This is a genomic window from Streptomyces sp. NPDC051738 (assembly GCF_044453205.1).
Lineage (GTDB): Bacteria > Actinomycetota > Actinomycetes > Streptomycetales > Streptomycetaceae > Streptomyces.
On the sequence record NZ_JBITCM010000037.1, the window covers coordinates 1 to 14,071 of the forward strand.

The 14,071-nt window shown below is 67.9% G+C and carries 7 protein-coding genes and 4 pseudogenes; 6 read left to right on the plus strand and 5 right to left on the minus strand.

Annotation, left to right across the window (positions count from 1 at the left end; genetic code table 11):
- From ACIA8X_RS45165 to ACIA8X_RS45180, 4 genes are all read left to right on the plus strand, one after another.
- The coding region (locus ACIA8X_RS45165; RefSeq protein WP_393462255.1) for an RICIN domain-containing protein at window positions 1-887 on the plus strand (887 nt) is incomplete at its 5' end.
- 168 nt (window positions 888-1,055) lie between these two features.
- A complete protein-coding gene (locus ACIA8X_RS45170) occupies window positions 1,056-2,465 on the plus strand; it encodes a non-reducing end alpha-L-arabinofuranosidase family hydrolase (protein ID WP_393462253.1) in 1,410 nt (469 codons plus the stop codon).
- Between the two features lie 87 nt (window positions 2,466-2,552).
- Entirely contained in the window at window positions 2,553-4,199 is a 1,647-nt protein-coding gene (locus tag ACIA8X_RS45175) for a glycoside hydrolase family 27 protein (protein WP_393462251.1), read from the plus strand.
- Between the two features lie 617 nt (window positions 4,200-4,816).
- Entirely contained in the window at window positions 4,817-6,247 is a 1,431-nt protein-coding gene (locus ACIA8X_RS45180; protein WP_393462249.1) for a glycoside hydrolase family 43 protein, read from the plus strand.
- A 57-nt stretch (window positions 6,248-6,304) separates the two neighbouring features.
- On the opposite strand, the pseudogene ACIA8X_RS45185 reads toward ACIA8X_RS45180, so the two are convergent.
- Window positions 6,305-7,081: pseudogene (locus ACIA8X_RS45185) on the minus strand (glycoside hydrolase family 43 protein); the annotation flags it as partial.
- Window positions 7,082-7,418: 337 nt separating this feature from the next.
- On the opposite strand from ACIA8X_RS45185, the gene ACIA8X_RS45190 reads away from it, so the two are divergent.
- The gene (locus ACIA8X_RS45190) at window positions 7,419-8,843 is read left to right on the plus strand and encodes a family 43 glycosylhydrolase (protein ID WP_393462263.1); all 1,425 of its coding nucleotides are present in this window, start codon (window positions 7,419-7,421) and stop codon (window positions 8,841-8,843) included.
- An 18-nt stretch (window positions 8,844-8,861) separates the two neighbouring features.
- Here the strand turns inward: ACIA8X_RS45190 and ACIA8X_RS45195 are convergent, their stop codons facing one another.
- The 4 genes and pseudogenes from ACIA8X_RS45195 to ACIA8X_RS45210 all read right to left on the minus strand — a co-directional run.
- Complete coding sequence (locus tag ACIA8X_RS45195; protein ID WP_393462247.1) at window positions 8,862-9,584, minus strand: FadR/GntR family transcriptional regulator; 723 nt, start codon at window positions 9,582-9,584, stop codon at window positions 8,862-8,864.
- Window positions 9,575-9,879, minus strand: a pseudogene (locus ACIA8X_RS45200) (aldo/keto reductase); the annotation flags it as partial. The gene ACIA8X_RS45195 and the pseudogene ACIA8X_RS45200, both read right to left, overlap by 10 nt.
- A 2-nt stretch (window positions 9,880-9,881) precedes the next feature.
- Window positions 9,882-10,396 (minus strand): annotated as a pseudogene (locus ACIA8X_RS45205) (SDR family NAD(P)-dependent oxidoreductase); the annotation flags it as partial.
- Window positions 10,369-11,399 (minus strand): annotated as a pseudogene (locus tag ACIA8X_RS45210) (zinc-binding dehydrogenase); the annotation flags it as partial. The pseudogenes ACIA8X_RS45210 and ACIA8X_RS45205, both read right to left, overlap by 28 nt.
- 435 nt (window positions 11,400-11,834) lie before the next feature.
- Here ACIA8X_RS45210 and ACIA8X_RS45215 point away from each other — a divergent pair.
- Window positions 11,835-14,066 (plus strand): alpha-L-fucosidase, encoded by a 2,232-nt coding sequence (locus ACIA8X_RS45215; RefSeq protein WP_393462245.1) that lies wholly within the window; start codon window positions 11,835-11,837, stop codon window positions 14,064-14,066.
- The last annotated feature ends 5 nt before the right edge of the window (window positions 14,067-14,071 follow it).

A 14,071-nucleotide genomic window follows, 5' to 3' on the forward strand; every position in this document is an offset into this window, starting at 1 on the left:
TCACCCAGACCACGTCGTACCCGAACAGTGACACCACGACCCTGCAAGTCACCGGCAACGTCAGCGGAACCTGGGCGATGCGCATCCGCATCCCGAGCTGGACCGCCGGGGCCACGATCAGCGTCAACGGCACGGCACAGAACATCGCCACCACGCCCGGCAGCTACGCCACCCTGACGCGCTCCTGGACCTCCGGCGACACGGTCACCGTCCGTCTGCCCATGCGGGTCATCATGCGAGCGGCCAACGACAACCCGAACGTCACCGCGATCACCTACGGCCCGGTGGTCCTGTCCGGTAACTACGGTGACTCCGGGCTCAGTTCCCTCCCGTCGCTGAACACGTCCTCGATCACACGGACCAGCGGCAGTTCGCTCGCCTTCACCGCGACCGCCAATGGCTCCACCGTCAACCTGGGCCCGTTCCACGACGCACACGGCCACAACTACACCGTCTACTGGAACACCAGCGGCACCGTCCGGCTCGCCAACGTGGGCAGCGGTCTGGTGCTGGGCATCCAGAACATGTCCACGGCCGATGGTGGCCGCGCTCTGCAGTGGAACGACTCGGGCACCGCCGACCACGACTGGCAGATGATCACCGACGGAAACGCGGTCCGCTTCCGCAACGCCCACAGCGGCAAGGTGCTCGGCGTCTTGAACATGTCGACGGCAGACGGCGCGACCGTCCTGCAGTGGTCGGACACCGGCACCGCCGACCACCGATGGACGCTGCTCGACCAGGGAGACGGAACCTACAAGATCCGCAACGAGAACAGCGGCAAGTTGCTCGCCATCGCGAACAACTCCACCGCTGTGGGTGCGTTCGCAGTCCAGGACTCGGACAATGGCACTGCCGACAACCGGTGGCGCATCGTGAGGAACTAGGCCGCCACGGAAGCACATCCTGGTCGGTCTCCGTCCTCCACCGCGCTCGACCTTTCGTCCTTCGTTCGATATCGAGAACAAAGGAGGTCGAGGCGCAGCACATCGACAGTCAGGACAGCCTCTGACGGGGCCGAACCGGAAACGCTCACTCAACGAATGAGGCCCGCATTGCGCAGACTACGTTTCAGCCGCAGACATCTGTCCGTGGTGCTCGCGGCCCTGGTCGCGTCGGCGGCGACGCTCGTCGCCAATCCGGCTCAGGCGGCCACCACCGGCGCCGTGCGCGGTGTCGGTTCCAACCGGTGTCTCGATGTACCGGGTGCCGCCCAGACCGACGGCACGAACCTGCAGATCTGGGACTGCCACGGCGGGACCAACCAGCAGTGGACGCTGACGGACAGCAACCAACTGACCGTGTACGGCAACAAGTGCCTGGATGTCCCGGGCCACGCGACCACGGCCGGTACCCGGCCGGTGATCTGGTCCTGCAACGGCGGTACGAACCAGCAGTGGCGGGTGAACGCCGACGGCACGATCGTCGCCGTGGAATCCGGGCTGTGTCTGGACGTCAGCGGCGGCGCTACGGCCAACGGCACGGCGGTGCAGCTCTGGAACTGCAACGGCGGCAGCAACCAGAAGTGGACCGGCCCGTCCGGGACGCCCAACTCGTGTTCTCTTCCGTCGACATACCGGTGGACGTCGACCGGTCCGCTGGCGCAGCCGGCGAACGGCTGGGTGGCGCTCAAGGACTTCACCACCGTGACGTACAACGGCCAGCACCTGGTCTACGCGACCACCTCTGACGGATCGTCGTGGGGCGCGATGACGTTCCGGCCCTTCACGAACTGGTCGGACATGGCCTCGGCCGGCCAGACCGGGATCAGCGGGTCCGCGGTGGCGCCCAAACTCCTGTACTTCGCGCCCAAGAAGATATGGGTGCTGGTCTCGAATGGGTGGGGCACCGCCTGGCCCTTCACCTACCGCACGTCCAGCGACCCCACCAACCCCAACGGCTGGTCCGCGCCGCAGGAGCTGTTCACCGGCAGCCTCCCCACAGGCGGCCCGATCGACCCGACCGTGATCGCCGACGACCAGAACATGTACCTGTTCTTCGCCAATGACAAGGGCAGCATCTTCAGGTCGACCATGCCGCTCGGGAACTTCCCGAGCAGCTTCGGCTCGTCGTACACGACGGTCATGAGCGACACGGAGGACAAGCTGTTCGAGGCGCCGGAGGTCTACAAGGTCCAGGGCCAGAACCAGTACCTCATGATCGTTGAGGCGAAGGGCGTGGGCGGCCGATACTTCCGCTCGTTCACCGCCTCCAGCCTGAACGGTCCGTGGACCCTCCAGGCCGGCAGCGAGAGCAGCCCCTTCGCGGGCAAGGCCAACAGCGGTGCCACCTGGACCAACGACATCAGCCACGGCGACCTGGTCCGCACCAACCCCGACCAGACCATGACCATCGACCCCTGCAACCTGCAGTTCCTCTACCAGGGGTACGACCCCGACATCCCAAGAGAAACCCCCTACCAGCGACTGCCGTACCGGCCGGGCCTGCTCACCCTTCAGCGCTGACCTGCGCGCACATGATCACAAGCTCGTGACCTTGCCCCTTGAGGGAGGCAAAGCAGCTTCCGCTTTGCCTCCCGGGAAGGACCTCCCATGGTTCCCATACACAGACGACTGCTGCGTCTCCTCACAGCCACTGCACTGACGCTCACCGCCACCGTCACCGCCTCCGTCGGCACGACCGCCGCGGCCGCGCCGGGCAGCCCCGCGCTCACCCCTCCGCTGGGGTGGAACAGCTGGAACAGCTTCGGGTGCGGGATCACCGAGGCGCAGGTCCGCGAGGCCGCCGACGCGATGGCGTCCTCCGGTATGCGGGACGCCGGCTACCGGTACGTGGTGGTCGACGACTGCTGGTTCGACCCGCAGCGTGACGCGGCCGGCAACCTGCGGGCCAACCCGACCAAGTTCCCCAGCGGCATGAAGGCGCTCGGGGACTACATCCACAGCAAGGGCCTGAAGTTCGGCATCTACCAGGCCCCCAACGAGAAAACGTGCGCGCAGGGCGTGGGCACCTACCCCGGCTCCACCGGCAGCAAGGGCCACGAGGCCCAGGACGCCACCACGTTCGCCTCCTGGGGCGTGGACTACCTCAAGTACGACTGGTGCTCCGGCAGCGGCACCCTCAGCGAGCAGATCGCCCAGTTCACCCTCATGCGTGACGCCCTGCGCGCCACCGGCCGTCCGATCGTCTACAGCATCAACCCCAACAGCTTCCACGCCCCCACCGGCGACAAGTACAACTGGGGCGAGGTCGCCGACCTGTGGCGGACGACCGAGGACCTGCTCGACATCTGGCAGAACAACAACACCAACAGCTACCCGATGGGCGTCGGCAACGTCCTCGACGTCACCGCCCCGCTCGCCGCGCAGTCGGGTCCCGGACACTGGAACGACCCCGACATGCTGGTCGTCGGCCGCCCCGGCCTGTCCCTGACCGAGTCCCGCTCCCACTTCGCCCTGTGGGCACTCATGAGTGCCCCGCTCATGGCAGGCAACGACATCCGCACCATGTCCGCCGACGTGAGCGCCATCCTGCGCAACCCGCGCCTGCTCGCGGTCAACCAGGACCCGCTGGGAGCGGGCGGACGCCGAGTCCGCGACGACGGCGACACCGAAGTGTTCGCCAAGCCCCTGTCCGACGGCTCCGTCGCGGTCGGCCTGTTCAACCGAGGCAGCAACACCGCGACCGTCACCACCACGGCCGCACAAGTCGGCCTGTCCGGCGGCGCGTTCACCCTCACCGACCTGTGGACCGGCGGCACGTCGACTACCTCCGGGCAGATCTCGGCCAGCGTCCCCGCGCACGGTGTCGCCGTGTTCAAGGTGACCGGCGGCAGCCCCCTGGCCTCCACCACCGCACGCCTGCGCGCTACCGGGTCCGGCCGCTGCCTGGACGTGGACGCTGCCGCCACCGCGGCCGGGACCAAGACGCTGATCTGGGACTGCCACACGGCCGCCAACCAGCTGTGGACCACATGGGCCGGCGGCGAGATCCGCGTCTACGGCGACAAGTGCCTGGACGCCTACAACCAGGGCACCACCAACGGCACGCCGGTCATCATCTGGTCCTGCAACGGCCAGAACAACCAGAAGTGGACCGTCGGTTCCGACGGGTCGATCCGCAACGTCCATGCCGGGCTGTGCCTCGACGTCAACGGGGCCGGCACCGCCAACGGGACCCCGCTGGTTCTGTGGACCTGCAACGGCCAGAACAACCAGAAGTGGACCACGCTCCCGTAACAGGCAGACGTCCGGTCGGAGGAGGGCAGTCCCACGACAGCGGACCATCCTGACACCGCCCATGTTGGCGTACCCGCCGGTGGCCGCGTTGGCCCGGATCCGTACGAACCCCACGCTACGGGCGGGCCATTCGGCCACCTTGGTGGCGAGGTCGCCACCGGGTGGGCGGCCGGCCGACGTGAACTTCGTCGAGCGGGGCTTCGGCAGCCGGGGCGCGCTGGGCGTCAGCCAGGCCTGCTCCGATGGAACGCCGTGCTGACCGACTGCGACACCTTTTCAGGTCCCACGGGCTACAGCTGCCGGAGGTATTGACGCATCCCGCTCCTCGCACTTAGCTCTGCCCGATCTTACGAACGCCGTTCGATTTATCGGACAACTCACCTCGGCGGACAGGGAATCGGACACGGAGGCTCCACCTCCCCGCCAGTGGAGACCGAGACCCCGCTCGCATCGACAACCGCTCGGTCGGCCCCCGCACCCCGACCGCCCCACTGGGGTGACAAGCGTGCCGTCACCACGGCGAAGCACACCGCCTACGGGAGACATGCGTCACCCGGAATCAGTCGGCCCCTTCCGCGCGCCCGGTTGTGGCCTTTGCAGAACGACAGGAGACATACATGTCCGCGCTTCGCGCCCGGCTGTCGGCGATACTGCTCGCCGCGTGCCTGCTCTTCACAGGCCAAGCCTTGATCACACCGGACCGGGCGGCCGCCGCCGACCCGGGCTACCTGATGACGCACTTCATCGGGGAGGGGTCGAACGGTCAGCAGATCTACTTCTCGTACAGCACGGACGGCCTGAACTGGACTGAGCTCAACGGCGGCGGAATTGCCCTTCGCTCCACGGTCGGCACGAAGGGGATGCGGGACCCCGCACTGGTGAGATCCCCGAACGGTGACAAGTACTGGATCATCGCGACCGACCTGTGCATCAGCTGCGGGCAGAACTGGGAGGCCGCCGTGTACAACGGCAGCCGCAACCTCGTGGTGTGGGAGTCGACGGACCTGATCCACTGGTCGGAGCCGTGGCTGCTCAACGTCGCCGGCGCGATCCCCGACGGCCGCAACGCCTGGGCGCCGGAAGCGATCTGGGACCCGGCCTCCAACGACTACGTCCTGCACTGGGCGACGAACAAGCCGGTCGACGGCGTAAAGAAGCACCGCATCTACTACGCCCACACCAGCGACTTCCGTTCCATCACCACCCCGCAGCTCTACATCGAGCGCCCCGGCACCCAGGAGATCATCGACACCCAGATCGTCGAGATGCCGGCCGGCGTCGGCAACTACCGCTTTGTGCGGGCCTCCGGCGACGGGCAGATCACCCTCGAAGGCAGCGACTCGATCCTCGGAACCTGGACCAATCTCGGCAACCTCTCCGGCATCGGCCTGACCGGTGCCCAGGTCGAGGGCCCGATGTGGATGAAGTTCCGCGACCGCAACGAGTGGGCGCTCTACCTCGACCAGTACTCCTCCGGACGCGGGTACATGCCGGTCACGACGACCAACCCCTCCGCCCCCGGCACCTACCGGATTCCGGCGTCGGGAACCTACTCCATGGGCGTCACGAAGAAGCGCCACGGCTCGATCCTGAACCTCACGGCCGCCGAGGAGTCCCGCGTGCTCGCACGCTGGAGCGGCATCCCGGCCAACCGGCTCCAGTCGTACAACTACCAGGACCGGTACGTGCGCCACACCAACTTCGACGTGCGCATCGACCAGAACATCACCGGCCCGGACGCCCAGTTCCGGCTGCGGCCCGGCCTGGCAGGCACCGGCACCGTCTCCTTCGAATCGGTGAACTACCGCGGCTACTTCCTGCGGCACTCCGGATACGACTTCCAGCTCGCCCACAACGACGGCACCGCCCAGTTCGCCGCGGACGCCACCTTCCGGCAGGTCGCCGGACTCGCCGACTCGACCTGGTCGTCGTTCCAGTCGTACAACCACCCCGACCGTTACATCCGCCACTACGCCTACCAACTCCGCCTCGACCCGATCACCACCGCGACAGGACGCAGCGACGCCACCTTCCGCGTGACGAACTGACCCGCACCGACAGGGACGCCGGCGCCTCCGCGAGAGGGCCGGCATCCCCTTCCTTCACGTGTGGCGCACGTACCGGTCCTGGAAGTTGTACGACTGGAGGCGCTGGGCGGGGGTGTTGGGCCAGCGGGCGAGGACGCGGCTCTTCTCGGCGGCCGTCAGGTTCATGATCCAGCCGTGGCGCTTCTTGGTGCCGCCCATGTTTTAGCTGGTCGACGGCAGTTTCTGGTAGGTCGCGGGATCGGACGGGCCGGTTGTCACGACCGGCATGTAGCCGCCCCTGGTGGCGTACTGGTCGAGGTAGAGGGCCCACTTGTCGGTGCCGTTGAACTTCATCCACATCGGGCCCTCGACCTGGGAGCCGGTGAGGCCGACGCCGGAGGGCGTCTCGATGATCTGGGTGTCGATGATCTCCTGGGTGCCGGGGCGGTCGATGTAGAGCTGCGGGGTGGTGATGGTGCGGAAGTCGCTGGTGCGGGCGTAGAAGATGCGGTGCTTCGTCGCGCCGTTGAAGGGCACGTTCGTCGCCCAGTACAGGACGTAGTCGTTGGTCTCGGGGTCCCAGATCGCCTCGGGCGCCCACAGGTCGGTGGCGATGATCCAGTACTTGCTGCCGTCGGGGGATCTCACGAATGCGGGGTCGCGCACCCCCTTCGTACCGACCGTGGAGCGCAGGACCATGCCGCCGCCATTGAGGTCGTTCCAGTGCAAACCGTCCGTGCTGTGGGACAGGTACATCTGCTGGTTGGTCGCCCCCTCCCCGATGAAGTGCGCCATCAGGTAGCCGGGATCGGGGGCGACCAGTATCGCCGCCAGCCGGGAGAGAAGCGTGCGCATGTACATCTCCTGTCGTTCTGCCACCACCGGGCGAAAGACGGTCCCGTACGTGATATCGAACAGCGTTCGCAAAAGCGGGCAGGCACCAAGGGGGCAAACAGGGCGCGTCAATACATCCGACACGGAGCAGCGCGAGCCTCACTTCTCGACGGCGGGAAGACGCTCCGGATACTTGTGTGACAAGTGTTGACGGAGAGAGGTGCAGAACTTATTTTCTGGCCGAGCTTACGAACGGTGTCCGATATATCGACCCGCCGTGAAGAGGCGTCCGCCGCACCACCAGCACCAGAGGGAGTACTCCGTGAGACCTGCGCTCACCCGTCGAACGGTCCTCGGCATGATCGCCGGCTCGGCCGCCGCCACCGTCACCGGTGTCTCGGCCGGTACCGCCCACGCCGCCGTGCCTGCCTCCCCCGGTGTGACGTACACGAACACCATCGCCGAGCAGCGGGCCGACCCGCACATTTTCAAGCACACGGACGGTTTCTACTACTTCACCGCCACGGTCCCGGCGTACGACCGGATCGTGCTGCGCCGGGCCACCACGATCCAGGGGCTCACGTCGGCCGCCGAGACGACCATCTGGACGAAGCACTCCACTGGTGAGATGGGCGCCCACATCTGGGCTCCGGAGATCCACTTCATCGATGGCAAGTGGTACATCTACTTCGCCGCGGGCGCCACCAACGACATCTGGAGGATCCGGCCCTACGTCCTGGAGTGCACGGCCGCGAACCCGATCACGGGCACCTGGGCGGAGAAAGGCCGTATCGCCCTGCCGCTGGACACCTTCTCCCTGGACGCGACGACCTTCGTCGTCAACGGCACCCGCTACCTGGCCTGGGCGCAGAACGACCCGGCCGTCGGCCGCGGCACCAACATCTACCTGGCGCGGATGTCCAGTCCATGGACCATCACCGGCGCACCGGTCATGATCAGCCGGCCGACCGCCGCGTGGGAGACCGCCGGAGGGGAGACGGTCAACGAGGGCCCGGCCGTGATCCAGCGGGGCGGCAAGGTCTTCATGACCTTCTCGGCCAGTGCCACCGACGCCAACTACTGCATGGGCATGCTGACCGCGTCCGCCTCGGCCGACCTGCTGAGCGCGTCGTCGTGGGCCAAGAGCACAGGCCCCGTCTTCGCCAGCTATGCCGCCACCAGCCAGTACGGCCCCGGGCACAACCAGTTCACGGTCTCCGAGGACGGCAAGTCGGACATCCTCGTCTATCACGACCGCAGCTACAAGGACATCAGCGGTTCCCCGCTCAACGACCCCAACCGCCGCACCCGCGTGCAGAAGATCTACTGGAAGGCCGACGGCACACCCGATTTCGGCATCCCGGTCGCCGACGGCCTCACACCGATCCGGCTCTCCTCGTACAACTTCCCCGACCGGTTCATCCGGCACTGGGAGTACCGCGCCAAGATCGAGCCGAACGTCTCCCCGCTCGCCGACTCGCAGTTCCGCGTCGTCGCCGGTCTCGCCGGCACGGGCACCGTCTCCCTGGAGTCGGCGAACTTCCCCGGCTACTTCCTGCGCCACAAGAACAACGAGGTGTGGGTGGAGAAGCACGACGGGACGTCGCTGTTCGCCGCTGACGCCTCCTTCACGGCCCGGGCCGGCCTCTCCGACTCCGCCGGGGTCTCGTACGAGTCGTACAACTTCCCGGGCCGCTACATCCGCCACTACAACTACCTGCTGTACGTCCAGGCTCTCAGTACGACGACCGACCGGGCGGACGCCACCTTCTACACCCAGTGAGCCGGCGCCGCCCGCCCGTCACTTCCGCTCTGTCGTCCAGACTGGGAGGGGCTCGGCCGAGCGCAGGTGCTCCCTCAGCCACTGCTCGGTGTTGCTCACGTGCAGCAGTGCGGCGGCCTGGCTGAGGGCGGCATCCCGGGTGGACAGCGCGTTGAAGATCGCCTGGTGTTCGGCCAGGGTGCGGCCGGCGGCCTTGTCGTCGACCAGACCGCGCCAGATGCGGGCGCGCAGAGTGCGGCCGGAGATCCCTTCCAGGAGAGTGAGGAGGGTCTCGTTGCCCGTGGCCGAGACGACGGCGCGGTGGAAGGCGGCGTCATGGGCGTTGAGCTGTTCCACGTCGTCGCAGGCCTCGCGCATGGCGTCCAGGTGCCGTTTCACTTCGGCCAGCTGGGCGTCGGAGATCCGGGTGGCGGCAAGGGCCGCAGCCATCGGTTCGAGGAGCCGCCGTACTTCCATGAGGTCCTGAAGGGCGACCGAGTCACCTTGGAGCAGCTCCACCGCGCCCCCGAGTCCCTCCAGGAGCAGGCTCGGCTGCAGGCTGGTCACATAGGTGCCGTCGCCCCGCCGGACCTCCAGGACCCGCGCGACGGCCAGTGCCTTGACCGCTTCCCGGGCGAGGTTGCGGGACAGCCCCAGCTGGGCGGCCAGATCCGGCTCCGGCGGGAGCCTCGCGCCGGGCGGCAGCGCACCGGTCCGGATCAGCTCACGGATCTGCTCGATGGCCTTGTCCGTCAGAGACACCGCGCATCCCTCCCCCACCGTGCCCCGCGAGCACGTCCGACCTGATCAGCCCCTGAGCACGGAGATCGTCCCAGAGGCCGTGGGGACGCGCTGATCATGGAGTTGCACGTTTCGTCCAGCCTGTTCCGCAGTCCGCAGTCCGAGGGTGACGTTGATGATACTGGCGTGTACGGGAAGGCGATCGCGGCAGCGGGCAGGGCGGTCCCGTGCGCCTCGCATACCTCGGCGATCGCCGAGCGCGGACCAGGGCAGGCGGGGCGTCCTGGTAGTCGTACTTCATGCCTGGGTGTTGTCGGTGGCGATATAGCCGGGGACGGTGATGCCGCCCTGGAAGGTGAGCAGCGACGCCGTGAAGATGACCTTCCCCTGGCCGCGGGCCACCATCGATGCGCCGACCGCCCGGGTCAGCGCGAACTGCGCGTTGAGATTGACCTGGAGCACCAACTCCCAGTCCACATCGGTGTGTTCGGCGGCCGGAGTGCGGCGGATCGTGCCCGCGTTGTTGACCAGGACGTCCACCGGTCGCTCGCGTCCGGCCAGGTCCGCGCCCAGGGCCCGTACGGCCTCGGGATCGGCGAAGTCGGTCCGGATCGCCTCGAAGGTGCGGCCCGCGGCGAGGACGTCGTCCTTCTCCACCGCGCTGCCGGGCTCCTCCAGCGAGGCGCTGACGCCGATGACGTCCGCGCGCCGGCCTCGGCGAGCGCGCGGGCCATGGCCCGTCCGATGCCGCGCCGGGCTCCGGTGACGACGGCGAGCTTCCCGGTGAGGTCGAAGGCGTTCCTACGGCGGCTCCCTGGGCGTCGTCGGTGCAGTCCACGAGGATCTTCATCGCGTCGCCGCCGCCCTCCAGGGCCTCGAAGCCGGCGGGTGCCTGGGTGAGCGGTACGGCCTTGCTGATCAGCCGCTCGGCCGGGATGGTGCCGTCGGCGACCAGGGTCACCGCCTTCTCGAAGTCGGAGCAGTCGTACAACCGGGCGCCGACCAGGGTGAGTTCGCGCCAGAAGAAGCGGTGCAGGTTGACCTCGCGGGGGCGGGGATGAATGGCGACGAGGCAGAGACGGCCGTGCACCGAGCACGTCGACCGCCGTGTTCACGCCGCCCGCCGCACCGGGCACCCGAAGGCGACGCCCGCGTCCGCGCTCCACTGCCGCACCAGCTCCGGCACGTCGACGTCGGCCGGGTTCCCACGCCATGAGTCCCAACTCCTCGGCGAGCAGCCGACGGTGGGCGCTCAGTTCCACCACCCGGACCTCGGCACCCGCGGCTCGCGCGACCAGCGCGATGAGGATTCCGACGGGGCCACCGCCGACCACGACGGCCCTCTCGCCCTCGGCGACCTCGGCCAGGCCCACGTCGTGCACGGCGACCGCCGTCGGCTCGACGAGCGGGGCCTGGTCCAGGGAAAGGGTGTCGGGCATCCGGATCGGGGTGGAGGCGGGCACGGTCCAGCGCTGCTGCATCGCGCCCGGCGAGTCGATGCCGATGAAGTCCAGGTGCTGGCAGACATGTTGGTGGCCGGCGCGGCAGGCCGGGCAGGTGTCGTCCCAGCGCAGCGGCATCACGGTGACCGCGCCACCCGGCCGCCAGCCCTCGACGCCCTGGCCGACGCGTACGACGCTGCCGGACATCTCGTGCCCCAGGACGGCGGGCGCAGCGACCCGGGCGTCCATGTCGCCGTGGAAGATGTGCAGGTCGGTGCCGCAGATACCGACATAGGCGGGGCCAGCTCCACCTCGCCGGGACCGGGTGGCGCGCTGAGTGCGGGCGCGCCGTGTCCAAGGTGCGGGCGGAGGTGTAACGGACGGCGAGTGCCATCGTGTCGTCAGGGTCCCTTCAGCGCGGACGCCGATGGTCAGCAGCAGGTTGGCGTACGTACGGGTGTCGGCGGTGACGATCGCCAGGGCCAGGTCCGGCGAACGGGCGGCGTCGTAGAACTCGAAGCGGCCGAGCGTGCCGACCGGGGCGGGTGCCGATCCGGGACGAATGCCGAACACCGCGAAGGCGCGAGATTCATCCCATCAATCATCGCCGATGGACGGTCCCAATCGGCCACGAGACCTCGACAGACATGCCATGTTCCGATGGTCTCAAATCGCACCAGACGATGTGCAAGTGGAGTCAATTACCAGGCCACAGAAGGCTTTTCATCCCCGTACGCCAGTTGACATCCCACGGAGACATGGCGGACCTTCATGCGTAACAAGCGACGCCCTGCATTCCCCTGTCCCCTCCTGCATCAGGGATGTCTCCATGTCGAGTTCGATCAACAGACGCCACTTCCTGGCCGGCGCAACCTGCGTTGCCGCGGCCGCCGTTGCCGGAGGTCTCTTCGGCGCGAACGTCGCCCAGGCGGCGCCCAGCACGTACACACCGGACTGGGACTCGGTCGACCAGCACCCGCCGGCTCCGGAGTGGTTCCAGGACGCGAAGTTCGGCATCTACTTCCACTGGGGCGTCTTCAGCGTTCCCGCCTTCGGCAACGAGTGGTACCCGCGCAACATGTACCGGGCCGGAGACGGCGCCAACGAGCACCACATCGCGACCTACGGCCAGCCGTCGGCGTGGCCGTACCACAGCTTCATCAACGGTGCTCAGGACCTGGCGGGCAACTTCGTGAAGTTCGCGCCGAAGCTGAAGTCGGCCGGCGGGAAGTTCGACCCCGACGAGTGGGTGCAGTTGTTCGTCGACGCCGGCGCCAGGTTCGCCGGCCCGGTCGCCGAGCACCACGACGGCTTCTCGATGTGGGACAGCCAGGTCAACGAGTGGAACTCGGTGAAGAAGGGCCCGGGGCTGGACCTGCTGACGCTCTTCTCCACGGCCATCCGTGCGAAGGGCCTCAAGCTGCTGGTGGCCATGCATCACGCGTACAACTTCACCGGCTTCTACGAGTACGTCCCCGCCCAGACGGACCCGAGCCTCAAGAAGCTCTACGGACAGCTGGACTCGACCGCGGCGAACCAGCTCTGGTTCGACAAGCTCAAGGAGGTCATCGACCGCGCCCAGCCCGACATCCTGTGGCAGGACTTCAACCTGGACGCCGTCGAGGAGCAACAGCGCCTGAACTTCCTGGCGTACTACTACAACCAGGCGGGCAGCTGGGGCCGTGAGGTCGTCGCCACGTACAAGGACGGCATGAACGGCAAGGGCGAGGTCTTCGACTACGAGCGCGGCGGCCCGGCCGACCTGACCTCCCCGTACTGGCTGACCGACGACAGCATCTCCAGCAGCAGCTGGTGCTACACCCAGGGCATCGGCTACTACACCATCCAGCAGATGCTGCACTCGTTCATCGACCGGGTCAGCAAGAACGGCAACGTGCTGCTGAACATCGCGCCGATGGCCGACGGCACCATCCCCCAGGCGCAGAAGGACATCCTGCTCGGCATCGGAGACCACCTGAAGCGCTTCGGCGAGTCGGTGTACTCGACCCGCGCCTGGACGGCATACGGCGAGGGCCCGACGAAGATGGGCGGCGGCTCGTTCACCCGGCCGACGGCCGGCACGGCGCAGGACATCCGCTTCACCCGGAGCAAGGCGAACACCGTCCTGTACGCCACCGTCCTGGGCTGGCCGGGCAGCTCGCTGACGATCAAGACCCTCAGCTCGGACCGGATCAACCTCTCCTCGCTGACCTCGGTCAAGCTCCTCGGCTCCACCGCCGGCACCTACATCGACCTGCCCACGCCGACCCAGACCTCCTCCGGCCTCACGGTCACCCTGCCCTCCTCGGCGCCCTACAGCGCGACCGCCTACGTCCTGAAGCTGGCATTCTCCGGCACGATCCCGGGCCTGCGGCCGCTCGCCGGCGCCATCGGCTTCAAGGACGTCAACTACACCGGCGACTACGCCCTGCTCCCCCTCGGCGACCACACCGCGGCCGACCTGACCGCGCTCGGACTGGGCGCGGGCACCCTCTCCTCCCTCCGGCCGGCCCCCGGCTACCAGGTGATCGGCTACTCCGGAGACAACTTCACCGGCACCTCCTGGACCTTCACCGCCGACAACCCCGACCTCAGGGTCACCGGCAACAACGACCAGATCACCTCACTGAGGGTCCAGTTCAACCCGGCGACGTACTTCCGGATCACCAACGTCACCAACGGCCTCGCCCTGGACAGCGGCGGCAACGTCGCCTCCGGGTCCAACCTCAAGCAGTGGACCTGGGACGGCAGCAGCAACCTGCAGTGGCACGCGGAGCCGATTTCAGGCGGCTACTACCGGCTGGTCAACCGCACGAACGGCATGGTCGCCGACGGCTGGGGCGCCACCGACAACGGCTCTCCGGCCCGACAGGCCGCCTGGAACGGCGGCACCAACCAGCAGTGGAAGATCACCCACCGCGGCGGCGACAGCTACTCGATCGCCAACCGCACCACCGGCCTGGTCCTCGACGGCGGCGGCAACGTCTCCTCGGGCTCCGTCACCAAGCAGTGGGCCGACGGCAGCAGCACCAACCTGATGTGGACCTTCACGGCCCTCTGATCCTC

Coding starts and splice junctions, on each gene's coding strand:
- ACIA8X_RS45190 (WP_393462263.1), top strand. CDS start 7,419: ATGATCGCCGGCTCGGCCGCCGCCACCGTCACCGGTGTCTCGGCCGGT.
- ACIA8X_RS45180 (WP_393462249.1), top strand. CDS start 4,817: ATGTCCGCGCTTCGCGCCCGGCTGTCGGCGATACTGCTCGCCGCGTGC.
- ACIA8X_RS45175 (WP_393462251.1), top strand. CDS start 2,553: ATGGTTCCCATACACAGACGACTGCTGCGTCTCCTCACAGCCACTGCA.
- ACIA8X_RS45215 (WP_393462245.1), top strand. CDS start 11,835: ATGTCGAGTTCGATCAACAGACGCCACTTCCTGGCCGGCGCAACCTGC.